At 45.4% G+C, this 21,755-nt stretch carries 22 protein-coding genes and 1 tRNA gene; 16 read left to right on the plus strand and 7 right to left on the minus strand.

The window, feature by feature from the left end; genetic code table 11:
* Nucleotides 1–169: 169 nt before the first annotated feature.
* Both NIASO_RS08215 and NIASO_RS08220 read left to right on the plus strand, forming a co-directional pair.
* Nucleotides 170–1,726, plus strand: coding sequence for an acyl-CoA mutase large subunit family protein (locus NIASO_RS08215; protein WP_008584471.1), 1,557 nt, complete (start codon nucleotides 170–172; stop codon nucleotides 1,724–1,726).
* Between the two features lie 239 nt (nucleotides 1,727–1,965).
* Nucleotides 1,966–2,796, plus strand: coding sequence for a hypothetical protein (locus NIASO_RS08220; RefSeq protein WP_008584470.1), 831 nt, complete (start codon nucleotides 1,966–1,968; stop codon nucleotides 2,794–2,796).
* 225 nt (nucleotides 2,797–3,021) lie between these two features.
* Here the strand turns inward: NIASO_RS08220 and ftsY are convergent, their stop codons facing one another.
* The 4 genes from ftsY to rpmB form a co-directional block, all read right to left on the minus strand.
* Nucleotides 3,022–3,981, minus strand: a complete 960-nt coding sequence (gene ftsY / locus NIASO_RS08225) for a signal recognition particle-docking protein FtsY (RefSeq protein ID WP_008584468.1) — start codon at nucleotides 3,979–3,981, stop codon at nucleotides 3,022–3,024.
* A 167-nt stretch (nucleotides 3,982–4,148) separates the two neighbouring features.
* Nucleotides 4,149–4,322 carry a DUF4295 domain-containing protein gene (locus NIASO_RS19920; RefSeq protein WP_008584466.1) on the minus strand — a complete coding sequence of 58 codons (174 nt, stop codon included), beginning with the start codon at nucleotides 4,320–4,322 and terminating at the stop codon, nucleotides 4,149–4,151.
* Nucleotides 4,323–4,438: 116 nt separating this feature from the next.
* Nucleotides 4,439–4,627, minus strand: a complete 189-nt coding sequence (gene rpmG, locus NIASO_RS08230; RefSeq protein WP_008584464.1) for a 50S ribosomal protein L33 — start codon at nucleotides 4,625–4,627, stop codon at nucleotides 4,439–4,441.
* A 25-nt stretch (nucleotides 4,628–4,652) separates the two neighbouring features.
* On the minus strand, nucleotides 4,653–4,889 hold the full coding sequence (gene rpmB / locus NIASO_RS08235; RefSeq protein ID WP_008584462.1) for a 50S ribosomal protein L28: 237 nt from the start codon (nucleotides 4,887–4,889) through the stop codon (nucleotides 4,653–4,655).
* 417 nt (nucleotides 4,890–5,306) lie between these two features.
* Between rpmB and lpdA the strand changes: the two genes are divergently transcribed.
* A complete protein-coding gene (lpdA, locus tag NIASO_RS08240; protein WP_008584460.1) occupies nucleotides 5,307–6,710 on the plus strand; it encodes a dihydrolipoyl dehydrogenase in 1,404 nt (467 codons plus the stop codon).
* Between the two features lie 303 nt (nucleotides 6,711–7,013).
* On the opposite strand, the gene NIASO_RS08245 is transcribed toward lpdA, so the two are convergent.
* Entirely contained in the window at nucleotides 7,014–7,595 is a 582-nt protein-coding gene (locus NIASO_RS08245) for a hypothetical protein (protein ID WP_008584459.1), read from the minus strand.
* Between the two features lie 234 nt (nucleotides 7,596–7,829).
* Between NIASO_RS08245 and NIASO_RS08250 the strand changes: the two genes are divergently transcribed.
* The 8 genes from NIASO_RS08250 (at nucleotide 7,830) to NIASO_RS08285 (ending at nucleotide 15,774) form a co-directional block, all read left to right on the plus strand.
* A complete protein-coding gene (locus NIASO_RS08250) occupies nucleotides 7,830–9,131 on the plus strand; it encodes a dicarboxylate/amino acid:cation symporter (protein ID WP_008584458.1) in 1,302 nt (433 codons plus the stop codon).
* A gap of 166 nt (nucleotides 9,132–9,297) precedes the next feature.
* Nucleotides 9,298–9,606: a hypothetical protein gene (locus tag NIASO_RS08255; RefSeq protein ID WP_008584457.1), complete on the plus strand. Its 309-nt coding sequence runs from the start codon at nucleotides 9,298–9,300 to the stop codon at nucleotides 9,604–9,606.
* 15 nt (nucleotides 9,607–9,621) lie between these two features.
* Complete coding sequence (locus NIASO_RS08260; protein WP_008584456.1) at nucleotides 9,622–10,482, plus strand: hypothetical protein; 861 nt, start codon at nucleotides 9,622–9,624, stop codon at nucleotides 10,480–10,482.
* Nucleotides 10,483–10,491: 9 nt separating this feature from the next.
* A complete protein-coding gene (locus NIASO_RS08265) occupies nucleotides 10,492–11,169 on the plus strand; it encodes a response regulator transcription factor (protein ID WP_008584455.1) in 678 nt (225 codons plus the stop codon).
* On the plus strand, nucleotides 11,169–12,491 hold the full coding sequence (locus NIASO_RS08270) for a sensor histidine kinase (protein WP_008584454.1): 1,323 nt from the start codon (nucleotides 11,169–11,171) through the stop codon (nucleotides 12,489–12,491). Before NIASO_RS08265 ends, NIASO_RS08270 begins: the two co-directional genes overlap by 1 nt.
* A gap of 183 nt (nucleotides 12,492–12,674) precedes the next feature.
* On the plus strand, nucleotides 12,675–14,027 hold the full coding sequence (locus NIASO_RS08275) for an alpha-L-fucosidase (protein ID WP_008584453.1): 1,353 nt from the start codon (nucleotides 12,675–12,677) through the stop codon (nucleotides 14,025–14,027).
* Nucleotides 14,028–14,204: 177 nt separating this feature from the next.
* Nucleotides 14,205–14,792, plus strand: a complete 588-nt coding sequence (locus NIASO_RS08280) for a Crp/Fnr family transcriptional regulator (protein ID WP_008584452.1) — start codon at nucleotides 14,205–14,207, stop codon at nucleotides 14,790–14,792.
* A gap of 61 nt (nucleotides 14,793–14,853) precedes the next feature.
* Entirely contained in the window at nucleotides 14,854–15,774 is a 921-nt protein-coding gene (locus tag NIASO_RS08285) for a haloalkane dehalogenase (protein WP_008584448.1), read from the plus strand.
* Between the two features lie 87 nt (nucleotides 15,775–15,861).
* On the opposite strand, the gene NIASO_RS08290 is transcribed toward NIASO_RS08285, so the two are convergent.
* Together NIASO_RS08290 and NIASO_RS08295 are read right to left on the minus strand one after the other, a co-directional pair.
* Nucleotides 15,862–15,935 (minus strand) — tRNA-Pro (locus NIASO_RS08290).
* A 257-nt stretch (nucleotides 15,936–16,192) separates the two neighbouring features.
* Nucleotides 16,193–16,684 (minus strand): hypothetical protein, encoded by a 492-nt coding sequence (locus NIASO_RS08295; RefSeq protein WP_008584446.1) that lies wholly within the window; start codon nucleotides 16,682–16,684, stop codon nucleotides 16,193–16,195.
* A gap of 105 nt (nucleotides 16,685–16,789) precedes the next feature.
* Between NIASO_RS08295 and NIASO_RS08300 the strand changes: the two genes are divergently transcribed.
* The 5 genes from NIASO_RS08300 to NIASO_RS08320 are packed head-to-tail and all read left to right on the plus strand — an operon-like array spanning nucleotide 16,790 to nucleotide 21,738.
* Complete coding sequence (locus NIASO_RS08300) at nucleotides 16,790–18,061, plus strand: dihydroorotase (RefSeq protein ID WP_008584441.1); 1,272 nt, start codon at nucleotides 16,790–16,792, stop codon at nucleotides 18,059–18,061.
* A gap of 3 nt (nucleotides 18,062–18,064) precedes the next feature.
* On the plus strand, nucleotides 18,065–18,547 hold the full coding sequence (locus NIASO_RS08305; protein ID WP_008584439.1) for a DUF4199 domain-containing protein: 483 nt from the start codon (nucleotides 18,065–18,067) through the stop codon (nucleotides 18,545–18,547).
* Between the two features lie 2 nt (nucleotides 18,548–18,549).
* Nucleotides 18,550–19,494 (plus strand): glycosyltransferase family 2 protein, encoded by a 945-nt coding sequence (locus NIASO_RS08310; RefSeq protein ID WP_008584438.1) that lies wholly within the window; start codon nucleotides 18,550–18,552, stop codon nucleotides 19,492–19,494.
* A 26-nt stretch (nucleotides 19,495–19,520) separates the two neighbouring features.
* Complete coding sequence (locus tag NIASO_RS08315) at nucleotides 19,521–20,732, plus strand: glycosyltransferase (RefSeq protein WP_008584437.1); 1,212 nt, start codon at nucleotides 19,521–19,523, stop codon at nucleotides 20,730–20,732.
* Entirely contained in the window at nucleotides 20,716–21,738 is a 1,023-nt protein-coding gene (locus NIASO_RS08320; RefSeq protein WP_008584435.1) for a GHMP family kinase ATP-binding protein, read from the plus strand. Before NIASO_RS08315 ends, NIASO_RS08320 begins: the two co-directional genes overlap by 17 nt.
* Nucleotides 21,739–21,755: the final 17 nt, after the last annotated feature.

Raw genomic sequence — 21,755 nt, forward strand, 5'->3', positions numbered from 1 at the left:
TTTTGCAAATATATAAGATACGAACAACTGTTCATATATTTGCCATCCGCCGGGAAAGAAATTGACGGGAAACAATTTTGACAAACAGCCTGTAGTTCATAGTCAATGGTTCATAGTCCGTTCAGGAAAAACTATGAACTATAAACTATGAGCCATGAACTAAGAAAAAATGAACGAAAAACAAATAGTCACCGACAGCGATATCACCGTTAAAAAATTATATACGCCCGAAGATGTTCCGGTACCGGATAACGAACAACCCGGCCAATTCCCCTACACGCGCGGTATACAGCCGGATATGTACCGCGGACGCTTATGGACCATGCGGCAATACGCGGGCTTTAGCACGGCAGAAGAAAGTAATAAGCGGTATCATTATTTGTTATCGCAGGGGGTAATGGGCTTAAGTGTGGCCTTTGATTTGCCCACACAGATTGGGTACGATAGTGATCATCCCCTGGCGCAGGGCGAAGTAGGAAAAGTGGGCGTGGCAATCGACAGCATTGAAGATATGACGGACCTGTTTAAAGGTATTCAGTTAGAAAACGTATCCACCAGTATGACCATCAACGCTACTGCTTTTATATTGCTGGCTTTATACGTGGCACAGGCCAAAACACAGGGCGCCGATCTTTCAAAAATTTCCGGCACCATCCAGAATGATATCTTAAAAGAATATGCCGCCCGGGGCACCTATCGCTATCCGCCCAAACCCAGTATGCGGATCATCACCGATATTTTTGAATGGTGCTCGAATGAATTGCCCAAGTGGAATACCATTTCCATTAGCGGTTATCATATCCGCGAAGCGGGCAGCACGGCTGCACAAGAAATTGCTTTCACTTTAAGTAATGGCAAAGCCTATGTGAAAGCCGCTCTGGAAAAGGGTTTGGACATAAATGTATTCGGCAGGCGCCTGTCTTTTTTCTTCAACGCCCATAATAATCTTTTTGAGGAAGTGGCCAAGTTCCGCGCCGCAAGAAAAATGTGGGCCTACATTATGAAAGATTTAGGTGCCACAGACCCGAAGGCCCTGATGCTGCGTTTTCATACACAAACCGGCGGCAGCACCTTAACCGCGCAACAACCACAGAACAATATTTCAAGAGTTACCGTTCAAACGCTGGCTGCGGTACTGGGGGGCACCCAATCCCTGCATACCAATGGTTTTGACGAAGCGCTGAGTTTGCCTACCGAAGAAGCGGCGCGCATCGCCCTGCGCACCCAACAGATCGTTGCCTTTGAAAGCGGTGTTCCGGACACGGTTGATCCCCTGGCGGGCTCTTATTTTGTAGAAGCACTGACCTATGAAATGCAACAAAAAGCACAGGATCTCATCAACCGGATCGATGCCATGGGCGGCAGCATCCCGGCTATTGAAGAAGGCTTTATCCAGGACGAGATTGCGCGGAGCGCCTACGACTATCAACGCAGGATAGAAACCCAGGAAAAGATAATTGTCGGTGTCAACAAATTCCAGGTCAACGAAACAGGCACTATTCCGATCCTTAAAGTAGATGACGTCATCGGCGAATTGCAAAAACAAAAATTGCAGGCATTGCGTAATAACCGCAACCAGAGCAATTGTGACCGCATCCTTTCAGACTTAAGATCCAGGGCTACCGGTACGGAGAATCTTATGCCCGTTGTAATTGAGGCGGTAGAAGCCAAATGTACCCTGGGTGAAATTGCCGGCACCCTTGCAGACGTGTTTGGAGAATACTAAAAATACCCATAAATAGCGATGGTTTTTTACTGTTGATCGTAATAGCTTTATTGGCAAATGAAGGAGATTAATCGCTGGCACAATATTGTCTTTGATTAATTACAAAGCAACGCGTTGTTGGTGAAGACGTGAAACGCCAGACGTATGTTTTCTCCACTTCACTCCCGATAGTTATCGGGATGACATTTCACTATTGACTTTATAATAGTATCTCTAAACAGATTTATTCAATAAGAATAATGAAAAACCGGTGGGCCATAGCATCGTTGCTTTTTATCTTCGCAATTCTAACTTCCTGCGGAAATAATCCTCATGACGCTAATCAAACCGGCACGGATTCAGCGGCGGCTGTAGTTCCCCAAACAGGAGCTACTGATAGCGCCAACAGCAAGACTGACACAGAGCACATCCGCGAAAAATATAAAGACCTTACACGGCCGCATCGACCGGGATTTGCACTGGATAGTGCCAAAATAGCCCCCGTACCATCTTCTAAAAATGATACAGTCGCCACAGGCCATGCCCTCGTGTATTGCCCATCCAAAATGATCAAGAGCACCGAAAACATCGTTACAGCAACCATCACAAGAGACGATATTCAAAAGGCCCTTGCCGATTTTACGGCAGACATCAGCAAACAAGAAAATAAAAAAAGCAGCGCTGTTCAGAGCGATATTTACCAAAAAGCTTTGCCGGTTTATAACAAAATGGAAGTGGTATTAAACTGCGATTCCGATATCTTTAAGGTCGCCTCCATCGACAACCAACCTATTAAAACCTTCGCCCCGGGCGAAAAACAACTGGAGTGGAACTGGGAGCTGAAACCTGGCACTACAACGAACCGCACGGTCATCACCTTTTTATTCAACGGCATTGATGCGCAAAACCAGCCTATCCGCCTGGGTGAAAAAATGATGTACATCACTGTAAAAGTAGATGCGCGCTCTTTTTTCGACAAATGGCTTGAATTTCTTTCCGATGATCCGAAGTACACGATAACGGCCATTGTAGTGCCGTTCCTTACTTTTTTGGGCGGGTATTTCCTAAAACGTAAACCCGCTAAATCCTGAATTTACCCTGGTTTCCGTACCGCCTGCACTTCAATTAAGAAAAACAATGTGGGAGCGTAGGGCTTTTAAGAAAAGAAAAAAATAAATTTGTTTTCTCCGTTGTTGGTGTTGTGCCTTGGCGCCGGCGTTTTTGCACCCCTCAAACCCCAGCGCAACACCGGCACCGGCGCAACGTTACCCAAAAAAAACTTCGCCACCGGTCCTAAAAAGGATGCTGATGAGCAATCATTGCAAGCTAAACAAGCTATCCACAAACTCATGTTTATCAAAAACCAGCAGGTCTTCCATTTTCTCCCCCACGCCAATAAATTTAACCGGGATCTTAAACTGATCAGCTATCGCCAACACTACGCCGCCCTTTGCCGTGCCGTCCAGCTTGGTGATAGCCAAAGCCGTTACGTCCGTTGCGGCGGTAAAATGTTTGGCCTGTTCCAGTGCATTTTGCCCGGTAGAGCCATCCAGCACCAGCAGCACTTCCTGCGGAGCAGAGGGAATAAATTTCTGGATCACCCGCTTGATCTTATTGAGCTCATCCATTAAATGCGCCTTATTGTGCAAACGTCCGGCTGTATCAATAATGACCACATCGCTTTGGCGGCTTACGGCGCTTTGTGCCGTATCAAAGGCCACGGCAGCCGGGTCGCTCCCCATTTCCTGTTTTACAATGGGCACCCCCACCCGGTCGCTCCAGATGGTAAGTTGGTCCACTGCCGCTGCGCGAAAGGTATCGGCAGCGCCCAACAATACGCTCTTACCGGCTTTTTTAAAATTATACGCCAGTTTACCGATGGTGGTGGTTTTACCCACGCCATTTACGCCCACCACTAAAATAATATAGGGTTTGGCGGGCATCGGGCTATCGAAAGTATAGCTGCCTACGGAGGGAGCGTCCACCAAAACATTTTCAATCTCTTCCTGCAGGATCCGGTTCAGCTCCCCGGTGCCCACATATTTATCTTTGGCTACTCTTTGTTCAATACGGTCAATGATGCGCACCGTTGTATCCACCCCAACGTCTGCACTTACCAGGGCCTCTTCCAGGTTGTCCAGCACTTCTTCATCCACGGTGCTTTTCCCTGCAATGGCCTTGCTTATTTTTGAGAGAAACCCTTCCTTTGTTTTCTGCAATCCCTCATCCAGGGATTCCTTTTCTTTCTTACCAAATAATTTTCCAAAAAAACTCATGGTCTGTGTTTATGGTTTGAAGCCCGCCCGGATAACCACCGGTCGGTCGGGTTTATTGTTTGAGGTTATTTTTCCGGCAAAGATGCAACATCAGGAAAGAAACATCAAACAAAAAAAGCCATCCGTTTAAAACGAACAGCTTACAATATTTTTAAATAAAGGCAGGATTATTTCTGGGCTAAAAAGTCCTTTACTTTCTCCTTGTGCACAATTTGCTCTTTGAAAGCATATGCACCTGTTTTAGGGCTACGTACCGCACGGATCACTTTCGTCCAGTTTTTAGATTCTGCCGCTGCCTTGGCATCTTTTACTTTCGCGTTCTTTGAAGCTGCTTTTGCCATCTTATATTAATTTGAAAATGTGGGAAATGTGAAAAATGTGAAAAATGTAGGAAATGCGAAAATCTAAAACATCAATTATTTACACATTTTCACATCTACACATTTGCACATTTAAATTATTTAATTTCTTTGTGAACGGTTACTTTCTTCAGAATAGGGTTGTATTTCTTCAACTCTAAACGTTCCGGGTTGTTCTTTTTGTTCTTGATGGTAATATACCGGCTGGTACCTGGCTGACCGCTGGTCTTATGCTCGGTGCACTCTAATATTACCTGAACCCTGTTTCCTTTTGCTTTCTTAGCCATTTTATAATGCTTTTAACTGCTTTAGTTATAATTTTTCGCCCTTAGCACGCAATTCCTTAACTACAGAATACAAGCCATTTTTATTGATGGTACGGATCGCATCAGTAGATAGCTTTAAGGTAATCCATTTATCTTCCTCGGCCAGGTAAAATCTCTTTTTTTGCAGATTCGGCAAAAAACGGCGCTTTGTCTTAATATTGGAGTGAGAAACCTTGTGGCCTCCAATGGGGGTTTTACCTGTAACCTGACATACTCTTGCCATAGTGAATAAAAATTTAGGAGTGCAAAGGTAGGGATTTAATACGGCATTTAGCAAAAAAGACTAAATATTTTTTCAAAAATCAAATCAACCCTAGCTAAAATTGTTTCCAACACAAAAATACAGCTCCGCAAAATTACGCTTTTGATCTTTGGTAACGGGAGCATCGGAATCATTTTTTTCTTACATACTAATTATCAACCATTTAAAATATAGCGTCGCTGCCTTTTTTCAAAACAAGCAGCACTATTCCCTCCGGGTGTTTCAAAAGTAATCCGGGCATCCGTCCAAACGGGGAAGGTTGCGGGAGCGTCTTAACCATTTGTATTTGTGCCGGTTGATGGCGCAAACCGCATTTTGCCTGTTGCCCTATTTCAACTAAATTCGCACAAATCTTTTAATTTTTAAATCGTACATTTTATGGCATATGACGTAATAGTTGTAGGAAGTGGCCCGGGCGGATATGTAGCCGCGATACGCGCATCACAATTGGGGTTAAAAACTGCAATTATTGAAAAAGAGAGCCTGGGAGGTATTTGCTTAAACTGGGGATGCATCCCCACAAAAGCTTTATTAAAAAGCGCACAGGTGTTTAATGACATCCAGCATTCGCAGGAATATGGTATTGAGGCCTCCGGCAAGCCCAACTTTGATGCCATCGTAAAGCGCAGCCGCGGGGCAGCCGACAAAATGAGCAAGGGCGTTCAGTTCCTGATGAAGAAAAACAAGATCGACGTGATCATGGGCTTCGGAACGTTGAAAGCCAAAGGCCAGGTAGAAGTAAAAGGTGCCGACGGAAAAACAACACTGGTAGAAGGAAAGCATATTATACTTGCCACCGGGGGAAGAAGCCGTGAGTTGCCGGCCCTGAAGCAGGATGGCAAAAAGATCATCGGCTATCGTGAAGCGATGGTACTGCCCCAACAGCCCAAAAGCATGATCATTGTGGGCAGTGGTGCCATAGGGGTGGAGTTCGGCTATTTTTATAATAGCCTCGGCACAAAAGTTACTATTGTGGAATTTTTACCCCGGATCGTACCGGTGGAAGACGAAGATATTTCGAAAGAACTGGAGAAAAACCTGAAGAAGCAAGGCATCGGGATAATGACCGGCAGCGAGGTTACAGCGGTTGACACCTCCGGAAGTGGCGTTAAAGCGAAAGTAAAAACCCAAAGCGGAGAAGCCGTGCTGGAAGCAGATATTTTGTTAAGTGCCGTAGGCGTTGCTGCAAATATTGAAGGCATCGGATTGGAAACAGTGGGCGTAAAGACCGAAAAAGGAAAAATTGCAGTAGATAAATTCTACAAAACCAATGTTGATGGTATTTATGCGATCGGCGATTGCGTTCCGGGCCAGGCTTTAGCGCATGTGGCATCCAAAGAAGCGATTACCTGTGTGGAACAAATCGCGTTTGGAGAAAAGAAATACAATCACCAACCGCAGCCATTAGACTACAATAATGTGCCGGGTTGTACCTATTGCTTCCCTGAAATTGCGAGCGTTGGCTTTACCGAAAAGCAAGCCAAAGACGCCGGCTATGAAGTAAAAGTTGGGAAGTTTCCATTAACTGCCAGCGGTAAGGCAACAGCCGTAGGACATACCGAAGGTTTTGTAAAAGTGATCTTTGATGCCAAATACGGTGAATGGCTGGGTACGCATATGATCGGTTATAACGTAACCGAAATGATCGCGGAAACCGTGGTGGGGCGTACTCTGGAGACCACTTATCATGAAGTGCTCAACAGTATTCACCCGCATCCCACCATCAGCGAAAGCGTGAAAGACGCGATAGAAGCCGCCTACGGCGAAGCGATTCATTTATAATATATTTAAGATGGGTTTTGCAATCCCGCCCGAAGGCGGGATTTTTTTATAGGCCCGGCGGCAGCATTGCTATCGGCGGGCTTGCCCCTGTCCGCTGTGGTGGATCGCGCTCTTGTGCTGTAGTGTAATACCCGGCAAACGCAATCAGCCGCTTCGCAGCTTCGGGGGGCAGGGAGGCTTGGGCGACTCTTTCCCAAAAGCACCTGTCCCTCAAGTCCCCATGTCCCACCAACGCCTCCAATAAAACAATAAAAAAGCAGGCGGAATAATCGCCTGCTTTTTCAAAATGAGTAGCAAATCAATTTATCTTCCCAAACCAATATTATAGGCTACTCCAATGCCTACGGAGCCCACATTATATTTCTGGGTAGCGGTGCCAACAGGAATAGCGCCTTCATCGCCCGAAGTAAATACTTTGGTATAATTCGCAAAGATGTTCCAGTTGCGGTTATGCCAGCCCAGCTCCGGTTTCAGATAAAAGCCGCCGTTTGGGCGATTTACATCAGTATTAGCAGCCACTTTCTGATCACCGGTTAAGAAACCGTATCCCAGATCAGTACCAACATAAATTCCCTTCGCCTGTGGATAATAATGGATAAGGGCAGCCACGGGTACCAGCCCTACATTATTATTTTCAAGGGTGGTGCCCTCAAGTGTATTCTTCTTGCCAAAGAATTGATTATATCCTGTGGCAATACCAATTCCCACATGCGGCGTTACCAGATTTTGATACGCTACATCTATGCCTGCATTTGCTGCAGTATTTTCACTGGGAACTGCCACACCGCCTAATACACCTACTTTCAGTGTATTCTTCATGCTTTGCGCCTGGATACAACCAACAGATAAAATACCTGCTGCCATTGCTAAAACTAACTTTTTCATAATTAAGAGGTTTAATATACTTTCAAATAACACCCACCGCATTAAAGGCGGTATTCCTTTTAACAGGGTTACGGATTTCCCTAGCAAATAAGAAAAAACAATACCAAACTTATCGTTCCCTGCATCGTATTTGTTAAAATGACAATATCTTATCCGGTTGCGCACCTTATCATGCCCGAACTTTATTTATAAAATCGTTTGTTTTTTTTAACTTGTATTTTTAAAATTATCAGAATGATTGTTGCCCATCCTTCCGGATCAGCGCCTGTGAAAAAGAAAAAGCTGTACCGGGTATTATACTTCCAGGTCATTATTGCAATAATCGTGGGCATCCTGCTGGGTCATTTTTTTCCTGAAATGGGAAAAAAAATGAAGCCCCTGGGCGATGCTTTTATCCTGCTTATAAAAATGATCATTGCCCCGGTTATCTTTCTTACGGTAAGCACCGGTATCGCCGCAATGAATGATCTCAAAAAAGTGGGGAAAGTTGCGGGGAAAGCATTTGTTTACTTTATCACCTTTTCCACGCTGGCGCTGATCATCGGCCTGATCGTTAGCAACACCGTAAGGCCCGGCGCCGGCATGAATATAAACCCCGATACGCTGGATACCGGAGCCATATCAAAATATGTTTCCCAGGCAAAAGAAAATACACTGGAACATTTTCTCTTTGATATACTCCCGCAAACGCTGGTAAGCCCGCTTTCAGGAAATAATATTTTGCAGGTACTGTTTACGGCCATTTTATTTGGCATCGGCCTCGCTTTAACATCCGAAAAAAGTAAAATAGTTATTGATTTTTTACAGGCACTCACCTACCCCGTTTTTAAAATAGTGGCCATCTTAATGAAAGCCGCTCCTATTGGCGCTTTTGGAGCAATGGCATTTACCATTGGGGCCTATGGAATTCAATCGGTGGTCAACCTGGGGATGCTGGTAGTCACTTTTTATGCCACTTCCTTTTTATTTATTGTGCTGGTGCTGGGAGCTGTTGCCCGCTATAATGGTTTCTCTATTTTCAAGTTCATCGCCTATATCAAAGACGAGCTGTTGCTGGTGCTGGGAACCAGCTCCTCGGAGGCAGCACTCCCCAGCCTGATGCAGAAAATGGAGCAGGCTGGCTGCGCGAAATCGGTTGTCGGACTTGTGGTGCCTACGGGCTACTCTTTTAATCTTGACGGAACCAATATTTATATGACACTGGCAGCTTTGTTTATTGCCCAGGCCTGTAATATTCATTTAACGTTCGAGCACCAGGTATTACTGCTGCTGGTTGCCATGCTTAGTTCAAAAGGAGCCGCGGGCGTATCCGGAGCCGGATTTATAACCCTTGCCGCCACACTTGCCATTGTACCGGAAGTGCCTATAGCCGGGATGACGCTGATATTGGGTGTTGACCGTTTTATGTCGGAGTGCAGGGCGCTGACCAACCTGGTAGGCAACGGCGTGGCCACCATAGTGGTTGCCAAATGGGAAAAACAACTGGATGGCGGGCAATTGCGCGCAGCGTTGAACGGTCCGGACCGGGAGCTGTAACTTCATCAAATTTTCATAATCTGTTATGATGTTTGCTACGGAAGCAACGCTGTTAGCATTTGAGAGAATAGTGTACAGCCGATCATAACAGCAAACAGTCCTTTTTTATTTTTAATCTGTACCTTTATCACGGAAGCCTTGATGAGGCATCCGGTTTTTTTGTATCATGAAAACCTTTTTTGTTTTGTTGTTGCTAAGCGCGCTGCCTACCGTTAACGTGGAGGCTAAAGGGTTTGGCACCTATAACAGGACAGAAGAAGTTCCTATAACAGATACTATTCCGCAGCAACAAAAAGTGGTTCAGGATGTGCGGGACAAAGTACAGGAGCAAACTGGTCAAAAGGTAAAAGCAATTAAAGAGGTGCCCAGGGCCAAGAACCTCGAAAAGCCAAAAGCCATTAAAATGCCTTCTGTTAAAATAAAGCCCGTAAAACTCATTAAACCAAAAATCAAAGGGATAGGATTGGGCAAGTAAACTAATAAGGGTATTGTGAAAAAAATAGTATTTATTTTTCTGCTTAGCATGAGCACAGGTTATGCATTTGCCCAAAACGAAACTGTTTCAAAAGACTCTGTAACTATTTCAGAAGACTCTGTAAAAGAAAAAACGACACTAACGCTTGCCACACTTTATGGATCAAATGTTGATTATTATGGGCAGATAAGCGAACAAAGACTACCCTATCTGGCATTAAACGCAACGGTTCGCACGCGGCCGGGTATTTATTTCTCTGCCACCGGTTTTCATTTATTCTCGGATAGCCTGTTTGTTTCCGCCACCTCGCTGGGAGTGGGCTACGAGTTTAAGATCACCCCTAAATTTACAGGCGATCTTAGTTTTAATCATACCTTTTTCCCATCCGGCTCTCCCTTCTTACAAGCCGGCCGGCCTAACCAGGCAGGTCTCGATCTTGCATACCAGCACCTGTTCAAGACAGAACTGGGCGGCGACCTTTCTTTTGGGACCGACCTGGATTATTTTACCACCCTTACCAACTCAAAAGCCTTCAATTTTTCCGTATCCAAAAACAAGGCCATCTTAAGCTTTACGCCCGAACTGGCCGTTATAGCGGGCACACAACAGTTTTACCAGGAATACCTGATCCGGGAAGAAAAAAATAACAAAGGGAAAGGGAAAGGAAGCACTGGAATACTTCCCGTTGAAATCCTGACTACCGTTAACTACAAACAATTCGGGCTGTTGTCCTACAACCTAAAATTGCCACTTGCTTACAACCGGGCCTCTTACCTGGTTGAAGCCGCGGTTAAGTTTGCATTGCTGGGCAACAATGCCGTTAACAAAGGAGATTTAAATACTTTCTTTACCTTGGGATTTTATTACCAGTTTTAACAGGAGTCTATGCGCGTATTGATCGTAGAAGATGAAAGTTCCCTGGCGGGCGAAATAGTTACTGCGCTGAATAAAAATTATTTTTATTCCGAGATAGCCGGATCGGCAAAGGAGGCATTAGAAAAAACGGATACCGGCAGTTTTGATTTTATTTTGCTGGACATCGGCCTGCCGGATAAGGACGGGTTTTGGCTGCTGCAGGAAATAAGAAAAGACCATCCGGATGTAGCCGTGATCATACTTACAGCCCGCGGACAGGTGGAAGACCGGATCAAAGGCTTGGATATGGGCGCAGACGATTACCTTGCAAAACCTTTTTCATTGTTAGAGCTGCAATCAAGAATGCAGGCGATCATCCGCAGAAAATTTAAACTGAACGACCCGATAGTGGAACTAGGCGGTTTTACCATCAATATTAAAAACAGGACCATATTGTATGACAACAGGGAAGTAGGCCTTTCCCGCAAGGAATTTGACCTGCTTAATTATTTGTTGCTCCATAAAAACCGTCCCTTATCAAGAATGCAGTTAAGCGACCACCTTTGGGGAGACAATGCCGATGACGAATACGATTCAAATTATATCGACGTTCATATTAAGAATATCCGGAAAAAGATGAATGCATTTGCTGCTACCGATTGGTTGGAAACCGTCCGGGGAATCGGATACAAGATAAAAATGAGCTAATGAGGCTGCAGACTAAATTGGGTTTATTTGCTGCCGCGGTTACCGTAGGAATATTAGCGCTATTCGTATGGCTGCTCCCCTACCTGATGCAGCAGATCGCTTTCAAAAACACCAATAAAACCTTGTTACAACAAAGAGGCAAAGTGCTGTCTGCCATAAAAAAAAACGGGATCGACTTTTATTTGGACGGGGATTCGGTATATGGCAGTTACTCTATGCTGAAGGACGAATATATATCGTTGGAACCCTACCGCCAGGAAGCTATTTCAGCCCGGTTGCAGACAGACCGGCGCGTCATTGAGAAAGACACCATCAGCTATAGGATCCTTTCAGACACTTTTACTGTTGGCCGGCAACCGTACCTGCTGGAAATTGGCAAGAAAGTAACCAGCATTACCGAAGAAGATATTGCACTTCAAAAAGCCACTTCCTATATATTAATCCTCCTGGCCATATTAATAATCTTTATTCAGCTTTTTTATACCCGTTATTTATTAAGCCCCCTGGATTATATAGTACGAACAAGGCTTACAAAAAATACGTTTCCCTTCAAAGCCCCTGAACATCCGCTGCAAACCTCCACCAATGACTTTAAATTTTTGGATGCCTCTATCAGCGCTTTAATGGAACAGGTGAATCATGCGTTTGAAAAAGAGAAAGAGTTTACATCGAATGCCTCGCACGAGTTGATGACACCCATCAGCATCATGCAAAGCAAGGTTGAAAATATGCTGACAACCGATGATCTGCCGGACCATGTAGTAACAAAACTGGAAGACACGATGCGGATCATGAAGCGGCTGAAAAAGATCGTCAATTCGCTTTTGTTGATCTCCCGTATTGAAAATGAGCAATATGAATTTAATGACAACATTCCCGTTAAAAGAATGGTGCGGGAAGTAATTGAAGAATTGCAGCACCGGGTGAATGAAAAAGAACTGATCATCAACGAAGGCCTGTCTAACACCCGTATATTGCAATATGTGAACAAGGATCTGCTCTTTCAGCTTTTTTACAATCTCATCCACAATGCGATAAAATTCAGTAAGCCGCGGGGCTCCATCACCATAAAGGACTACGTCGATGACGAAACCTATTATATCGCCATCACCGACACCGGTGTAGGCATGAATCCCGATCAGATAGAAAAGATCTTTGATCGTTTTAAAAAAGGCTTGTACCAGCGGGAAGGGTTTGGCCTCGGCCTTTCTATTGTAAAATCAATTGCGGGTTATCTTGGCATTACCATAACGGTTGTTTCATCGCCAAACAAGGGTGCCGTTTTTACCCTGCAATTTTCGCAAAAACACGTAAAAGAGTAAAATTTCATCCTTTCTTCATTTTCGGATGCTAGATTCGTCCTAACCTGACCATTACGCAGGCAAAAGCCCGATTTTTCATTCGTATCAAACCCCTGCCATCTCGTTTCCGCGGGATGGCTTTTTGTTTTTCTTTTGTATATTTACCGCCAACGATTGTTAAATCTTAATTTATCTGGTTTTAAAATGAATGTAAAAAGGCTGCTCCTCGGCGCAACGCTTGCGATCGCAACGGTTGCAAATGCTCAAACTCAAAGTATTTTAAAAGAAACGGCCGATCAAAAGGCAAAACGTATGGAGTGGTGGACTGATGCGCGTTTTGGCATGTTCATTCATTGGGGGCTATATGCAGAAGCTGCCCGGCACGAGTGGGTAAAACAGCGCGAGCGTATGACCACGGCGCAGTATCAGAAATATTTCGATCATTTTAATCCGGACGAGTTTGATCCAAAAAAATGGGCAAAAGAGGCTAAAGCTGCCGGTATGAAGTATGCGGTGCTCACCACCAAACACCATGAAGGCTTTTGCCTGTTCGATTCTAAATACACCGATTACAAAGCCACCAATACCCCCGCAAAACGGGACCTGGTAAAAGAATTTGTGGAAGCCTTTCGTGCAGAAGGAATAAAAATCGGTTTCTATTATTCGCTTATCGACTGGCATCATCCTGATTTTACTATTGACCGGGTGCACCCGCAACGCCTGGGGGAAAACGCCACCGAGGCCGATTATGCAGCCCTTAATAAAGGGAAGGATATGCGCCGCTACCGGGAATATTTGCACAACCAGGTAAAAGAATTGTTGACCAACTACGGAAAAATAGATATCCTTTGGCTCGACTTTTCTTATCCGGGTAAAAACGGTAAGGGGCATGAAGACTGGGGCGGCGTTGATCTTTTAAAGATGATCCGGAAATTACAACCCGGCATTATCATCGACAACCGGTTGGACCTGAACAATTATACAGACGGATATGATTTTGAAACGCCCGAACAGGTAAAGCCTTCAGCGCTCCAGAAATACAAAGGAAAATACTGGGAAACCTGTCAGACCTTTTCGGGAAGCTGGGGATATTACCGCGACGAGAATACCTGGAAAACCCACCGCCAGCTACTGGACCTGCTGATCACATCCGTGGCAAATGGTGGCAACCTGATTTTAAATGTAGGACCAACGGCACGGGGTGAATTTGACTATCGCGCCAACCATGCGCTGGACAGCCTCTCCTATTGGATGCACGCTAACAACAAATCCATTTATAATTGTACTTACCCGCCAGACAACTATAAACTGCCTGAAAGCGCGGATATCAGACAAACCTATAATCCGCATACGAAAAGGCTTTACCTGCACCTGTTTGCTTACCCGGCCGATGGGAAACTGGTATTGCCCGGCTTCGCCAATAAGATCAGCTATGCGCAATTTCTGAATGATGCGTCGGAGCTACTTTATAAAACGGAAGGCGGCAATATAATACTTCAATTACCTAAGCAGCAACCGCCCTATGCAGTCCCCGTTATAGAGCTGTTCCTACAATAAACAGCACCCTGGCCCCCGGACTATTTTTTTTTAGCCATTGAATAGCCTGCCAATACCAATATAACGATGACAATTAATAAAAACTCGAACATTTTATAAAAATAGGGCAAAAGCAGGAACCGGTAAAACAGGATTTCCAGCTCCGGCTCAACAATAAAAAAACTCTAACAATAACAGATGTACGAAGCTGTTATAAAAAACATACGCCGGCACATTGAACCAACCAGGGAGGAAGCAGAAATCTTTTTATCCCTTGCCGTTGCTAAAACCGTTAAAAGGAAAGCGTTTTTGCTGACGGAGGGCGAGCGGGCGAGGTATCAGTTTTTTGTGCTCGATGGCTGCCTGCGCACCTATACTATTGACTCAGATGGAAAAGAGCACGTTTTGATGTTTGCACCGGAAGATTGGTGGTGCAGCGGCGATTTGTACAGCTTTTTGTCAGGGCAAAAGAGTGTCAATATGCTGGAAGCATTAATGCCCTCCACCCTGTTACAAATCAACAAAGACAATCTGGATATTTTGTTCCGGCAAGCGCCAAAATTTGAACGATTTTTCAGGATATTATTTCAAAACGCTTTTGTTTTTCATCAAAACAGAATAAACGCTAATCTTTCGCAACCCGCGGAAGGAAGATATGAGCTGTTCATGAAAACATACCCGGGTCTTGACAACCGGATCCCGCAAAAATATATAGCCTCTTATATCGGCGTTACGCCAGAGTTTTTTAGCCAGGTGAAAACAAATATGTTCCGCAAAAAATCTTAAAGTACTTTATTTTCCGGAACACGATGCGGTCGTTGCTTTGTTGCATTAAATCATTAAAAATATGGAACGCAAAGCAAACACACAGACTCTTTTCAGCGAAAAACCTTTCGCCGAAAAAAAATTTATCGAAATAAAAGGCCACCGTATGGCTTATATTGATGAAGGGGAAGGTGACCCCATTGTATTTCAGCACGGTAATCCTACCTCCTCCTATCTCTGGAGAAATATAATGCCCTGCTGCCGTGGTCTTGGACGCCTTATTGCCTGCGATCTGATTGGTATGGGCGACTCGGAAAAACTATCCGGCTCCGGGCCGGAACGATATTCTTATTCGGAGCAGCGTAGTTTTCTTTTTGCGCTTTGGGAAGAATTGAAACTGGAGAGAAACGTAACACTTGTGCTTCATGACTGGGGTTCTGTATTGGGTTTTGATTGGGCCAATCAAAACCGTTCCCGCGTCCGGGGCATCGTTTACATGGAAGCATTGGCGATCCCTTTTAAATGGGATGAATTCGAACCTAAAGTACGCGACTTATTCAAGGCATTGCGCTCGCCCGCCGGCGAGGAGTTGATTTTAAAAAACAATGTATTTATTGAAAAAGTATTGCCAGGAGGAATTTTCAGGGAGCTCAGCGATGTGGAAATGGCGGAGTACCGGAGGCCCTATCTTAACGAAGGGGAGAGCCGCCGGCCAACATTATCCTTTTCACGTCAGATTGCTTTGGATGGAGCGCCAAAAGAAGTAGCTGAAATTGTGACCGGATATGGAAATTGGCTTCAACAAAGTCCGGTTCCTAAGCTTTGGATTCACGGTATTCCCGGCGCGGTGGAAAATGACAACATGCGGGAATTTTGCAGTACATGGCCCAATCAAACAGAACTATCCGTAAAAGGAAAACATTTTTTACAGGAAGACAGCCCGGGGGAAATAGGCACAGCCATTGCTGAATTTGTACAAAAATTGAGCGAACAGGACGCTTAAAATGCTGACTTTGCAATCAGGGTCGGGGTTGAATAATAAATACCATAAATAAAAAGCCTCTGAAAAACTCAGAGGCCTGTTTGTAGGTCGGGACGACTAGATTCGAACTAGCGACCCCTTGCACCCCATGCAAGTGCGCTACCGGGCTGCGCTACGTCCCGAACTGGAAATTGTTCTGATTACTCAAAACGGGGTAAAATATTTATTTCTAAAGAACTGTTTGCTTCACTAGCTTGGCGACCCTCCCGCCTTAACGGGATGCGCTACTCCCGCTCTGACGGGACGCTACGTCCCGAACGGGGAATTGTTCTGATTACTCAAAACGGAGTAAGAAATCTATTGTTGATAAGAACTTTAAATTTCGGGGGGCAAATATAGGATAATTCGCCCGCTTTTTCACTGTTTTGAAATTTTAAGTTCAGATTTTCCGAATACCATTATTATAATCCGGGCGCTTATCATTTGCAGCAAGCAATTCCCTCCAGGTTAAAAACGCCCCTTCATGAATGCCCGGGCCTTTCGCCAGTATGGCAGGAACCTTGCCCGCTGCGGCATTTATATTAATGAATGAGGTACCCGCCACGGAGTCCTTGTCCGCAATTACATCAATATTCATATCCGGCAGGTACACATGCACCCCGCTGATAGCCGCCGGGCTTTTACTGCGGAGAAATTTGATATACCCCGCTCCGCCATACCCCTCGATACTAAAACTATCAACCTTTTCCCGCACCAATGGCGCCGTTCCTTTGTCGCCACTGATGGTCAGTTTTCCTGACTCAATATAGACGGAGATCTTGCTGCCATCTTTCACCGTATATTTTCCGGTATAGATCGCATCGGAAGTATCTTTTTGGGCACAAACAGCAAGCGACAGAAAGGCAAAGCAAGCCAAACAGAAAATTTTCATTGACAGTAATTTATACGTTAGAAAAAAGGTTTCTTAAAGATACATAACCTCTTTGACACTATAGCATTACGATAGTATTAAAATTGCCATTATCTTTGCGCCTTAATGAATATCCTCATTAAGCAATCCAAGATCATCGACCCCAACTCGCCATTCAACGGGCGTACGGCAGACATCCTTATTGTAAACGGAGTTATTCAATCCATCAGCAAGCACATTACGTACAAAAATGCCAAAGTAGTGAGCGGTCGGGGATTGCACGTGAGCCCGGGCTGGGTGGATCTTTTCGCTGATTTTGCCGATCCGGGCTATGAATACAGGGAGACATTGGCCTCCGGCGCCAAAGCCGCCGCAGCCGGCGGTTTCACCGATGTTTGTATTGTGCCGAATACGAAACCGGCGCTCGATCAAAAATCCGTAGTAGAATATATCCTGGCAAAAGCTGCCGGTTTGCCGGTAACGATCCATCCCCTGGGCGCGGTTACTAAAAATACCGACGGGAAGGAACTGGCGGAGATCTACGACATGCGGCAGTCTGGCGCGGCCGCGTTTACGGATGGAAAAAATGCCATCCAGTCCGCTGATATTATGGTAAAGGCCCTGCTGTACATCAAACCCTTTAACGGGGTTTTGATCCAGGTGCCGGACAATAAGGATATGCAGCCCCATGGTTTGGCCAACGAAGGCATTACGGCCACCCGGCTGGGATTACAGGCCAAACCCGCTATTGCCGAGGAATTATTGGTGGCGCGCGATATAAAACTGGCCGAATATGCGGTATCCCGCCTGCATCTTACGGGCATCACCACGGCCGCCGCTTTAAAACTGGTGACAGCAGCCAAACAAAAGAAAACAGCAGTTACCGTTTCGGTAACGCCTGCGCATTTATTTTTTACGGAAGAGGATCTGGTAAGCTATGATACCAATTTAAAATTAAACCCGCCCCTGCGCACGGTTGCCGATCAAAAAGCGCTTCGCAAGGGCGTTACAGACGGTTCGGTGGATTGCATCGCCACCCATCACATTCCCTATGACGCCGATCATAAAGTAGTGGAATTTGAATATGCCAGGAACGGGATGATCGGTTTACAAACCGCCTATGCCATTTTAAATACGGTATTGCCCGAAGTGCCGCAGGAACGCTGGGTGGAGGTGTTGTCCGTTAATCCCCGGAAAATATTAGGACTGCCGGCGGCTGCAATAGTAGAAGGAGCTCCGGCATCCCTGACAGTGTTTAATCCGGGCGAAAAATGGCAATTGAATGCGGACGCGATCCTTTCGCAAAGCAAAAATTCTGCATTCATTGGAAAACCGTTAACCGGGAAGCCGTTGGGAATTATTCACAAGAACCAGACGAATCTTACATTTCAGCAATAACACATGATACTGAACGCAACAAGAAAAGGATTGATCACCGGGGTACTGATGGTAGCATTGGGATTATTATTGCTCCAATTGAAAGTATCGAATAACTCAGGATTACAATACCTGGTATTTCTCCTGTACGGCGCAGGCATTGTATGGGCAATCACTGGTGCGCGCAAAAATACACTGGTATTTAAAGAGCTGTTCGGACAAGGGTTTCGTTGCTTCGTCATTGTGACCCTGATCATGGCTGTTTATACTTTTGCTTTTTTTCAGTTTAATAAAGCAACGATCGATAAAGACATCGAAATAGCGAAACAGGAACGGCTAAAGACCGCCAAAGACCGCACGCCGACTGAAATTGAACAGGAAGCACAAACCACGCGGAAGTTTTACGTACCTATTATGATATCTCAAACCGTCTTCCAATATTTATTAATTGGAGTGGTGGTTACCACTGTCGCGGCCGGAACCTTATCTTTGTCGCGGAAAAATTAAAAATGGATATTTCTGTAGTCATACCCCTGTTGAACGAAGAAGAGTCGTTACCCGAGTTGACCGAATGGATCGAAAAGGTAATGCAGGAACACCAGTACAGTTATGAGATCATTTTTGTAGACGATGGAAGCACCGATAGTTCCTGGCAGGTGATCTGCGATTTGCGTGAAAAAAATGACAGCATCAAAGGCATTAAATTTCAGCGCAATTATGGAAAATCGGCTGCGCTCTACGAAGCCTTCCGGGCGGCACAGGGCAACGTGGTGATCACGATGGATGCCGATCTGCAGGACAGTCCGGATGAAATTCCCGAGCTGTACCGTATGATCATTGAAGATAAATACGACCTGGTAAGTGGCTGGAAAAAGAAACGTTACGATAATACGCTTACCAAAAATATCCCTTCCAAGATCTATAACGCGGCTACCCGCCGCATGAGTGGCATTCAACTGCACGATATGAACTGCGGGTTAAAATCGTACAACAGGAAAGTGATCAAAAGCATTGAAGTATATGGCGAAATGCACCGCTATATACCGGTACTGGCCAAATGGGCCGGGTTTAAAAAAGTGGGCGAAAAAGTAGTAGAGCACCGCAAACGCAAATACGGGGTAAGTAAATTTGGCTGGGATCGCTTTATCAAAGGCTTCCTGGATCTTTTATCCATCACTTTTGTGGGAAAGTTCTCCAAACGCCCGATGCACTTTTTTGGCGTATGGGGTATGATCTTTTTTTTGATCGGATTTATAACGTCGTTATACCTGGTGGTTTCAAAGATCATCCATCCGGATTTCTCCCTCACCAACCGTCCGGGTTTTTACATCGCATTAACGGCTGTGATCATTGGGGTACAGCTTTTTATGGCGGGTTTTGTAGGGGAACTCATTTCGCGTAATGCCCCCGGACGCAATGCGTATCTGGTTGAAGAAAAAAGGGGGATAAACTAACGCCGCGCTTATCTTTGCGGCTAAGCATGGCAAAAATCAGTATTATAGGACCGGCACACCCCCTTCGCGGAGGACTGGCAACATTTGATCACCGGCTGGCGAAAGCCTTCCAGGAAATGGGGCATACCTGTGCTATCTGGTCGTTTGCCCTGCAATACCCTTCGTTCCTCTTTCCTGGCAAATCGCAGTTCACGGATGAACCGGCGCCAGAAAATATTCTCATTCACACAAAGATCAATTCGGTTAACCCACTTAACTGGATCAGAACCGGCAATACCCTTGCAAAAGAAGCTCCGGATATTGTAGTAGTTCGTTACTGGTTGCCTTTTATGGGACCCGCATTGGGCACCATTCTCCGTCTTGTCCGCAAAAACAAAAAAACAAAGATCATTTGCATTGCAGACAATATACTCCCGCACGAAAAAAGACCCGGCGACAAGCCTTTTACCCGCTATTTCATAAAAGCCTGTGATGCTTTTATTACAATGAGCGAAAAGGTACTGACCGATCTGCGGATTTTCACGAGCAAGCCCGCGGTGCTGGTGCACCATCCGCTTTATGATACTTTTGGAACGCCGGTATCAAAAGAAGTGGCACGTGAGCATTTGAACCTGCCAACGGAGGAAAAGATCATTTTATTTTTTGGTTTCATCCGAAAATATAAAGGACTGGACCTATTACTAAAAGCATTTTCTGACCTAATGCAGGATGCACAACGCATAACGCATAACGCGGAACGCATAGAGCGTGAAACGGCAGACGGCAGCGATCAGAAATTAGAAATTAAATTGTTGATCGCCGGTGAATTTTATGAAGATGCTACAGCGTACCAGGAATTGATCGGCCAACTGAACATCCGCGACCAGGTGATCTTAAAAACGGATTTTATTCCGGACAGTGAAGTGCGTTATTATTTATGCGCGGCCGATCTGCTGGTGCAACCCTATAAAAATGCCACCCAGAGCGGCGTTACACCGCTGGCGTATTATTTTGAAAAGCCGATGGTGGTTACGAATGTGGGGGGCCTCCCCTCTTTAGTACCCCATGGCAAAAGCGGCCTGGTGGCGGAACCGGAGCCGGCGGCCATTGCAACCGCAATTAAAGAATTTTTCCAATTGGGGGCTGATCATTTCATTCCCCATCTTCGAACAGAAAAACAAAAATACAGTTGGGACCGCCTGGTAACTGCCATTACGGACCTGGCCGATAAAATACACAATAATGATCCACAGAAGTAAAGCGCCCTTGCGCATCGGTTTGGCGGGCGGCGGCACGGATGTTAGCCCTTATTGCGATGAATTTGGCGGCGCTATTTTAAACGCCACTATTTCTTTAAATGCAAGCGCTACTATTGAACAAACCAATGATGGTAAAATAACGCTGGAAGCGATGGACCGGAGCGAAGCTGAAACGCACGACTGGAGCGAATCCCTGCCGCTGAACCATCACCTGGACTTGCTAAAAGGCGTTTATAACCGGATACAAAAAGATTATCCCTTCAAAAACGAAGGCTTCAAACTGACCACTTATGTAGATGCGCCGGCAGGCTCCGGCCTGGGCACCTCTTCCACGCTGGTGGTGGCCATTGTTGGCGCTTTTGTAGAAATGCTGCAATTGCCTTTAGGCGAATATGATATTGCGCATTATGCATATGGCATCGAGCGCAGCGACCTGCAACTGGCGGGTGGCCGGCAGGATCAGTATGCTGCTACTTTTGGGGGGGTCAATTACATGGAGTTTTATGCAAATGACAAGGTGATCGTAAATCCATTGCGCATCCGTCAGCGTTACCTCGATGAGCTGGAGAATGACCTCCTGCTCTATTACACTTCTACCAGCAGGGAATCTGCAAAGATCATTGTGGAGCAGAGTAAGAATGTAACAGAAAAGAAAAGCCAGTCGATTGAAGCCATGCACCAGTTAAAACAGCAGGCGCTCCTGATGAAGGAAGCCCTGTTAAAAGGCCAACTGGATGAAATCGGCAGGATATTGGATATAGGTTTTGAACAGAAACGCCGTATGGCATCGGGCATCAATAACGAATTGATAGACGCGATCTATGACACGGCAAAAAAAAATGGAGCTTCGGGTGGAAAAATAAGCGGGGCCGGCGGCGGCGGTTTTATGATCTTTTATTGCCCCGGCACTACAAAATATAAAGTCCGGGAAAGCCTGGAACAATTTGGCGGCACCCACCGCAATTATCAGTTTGTAAAACACGGGTTAAAAACCTGGAGCGTATAAATTATAAAAGTGTTCAG

Origin of the sequence: Niabella soli DSM 19437 (assembly GCF_000243115.2) — a bacterium.
In the GTDB taxonomy this organism is placed as follows: Bacteria; Bacteroidota; Bacteroidia; order Chitinophagales; family Chitinophagaceae; genus Niabella; species Niabella soli.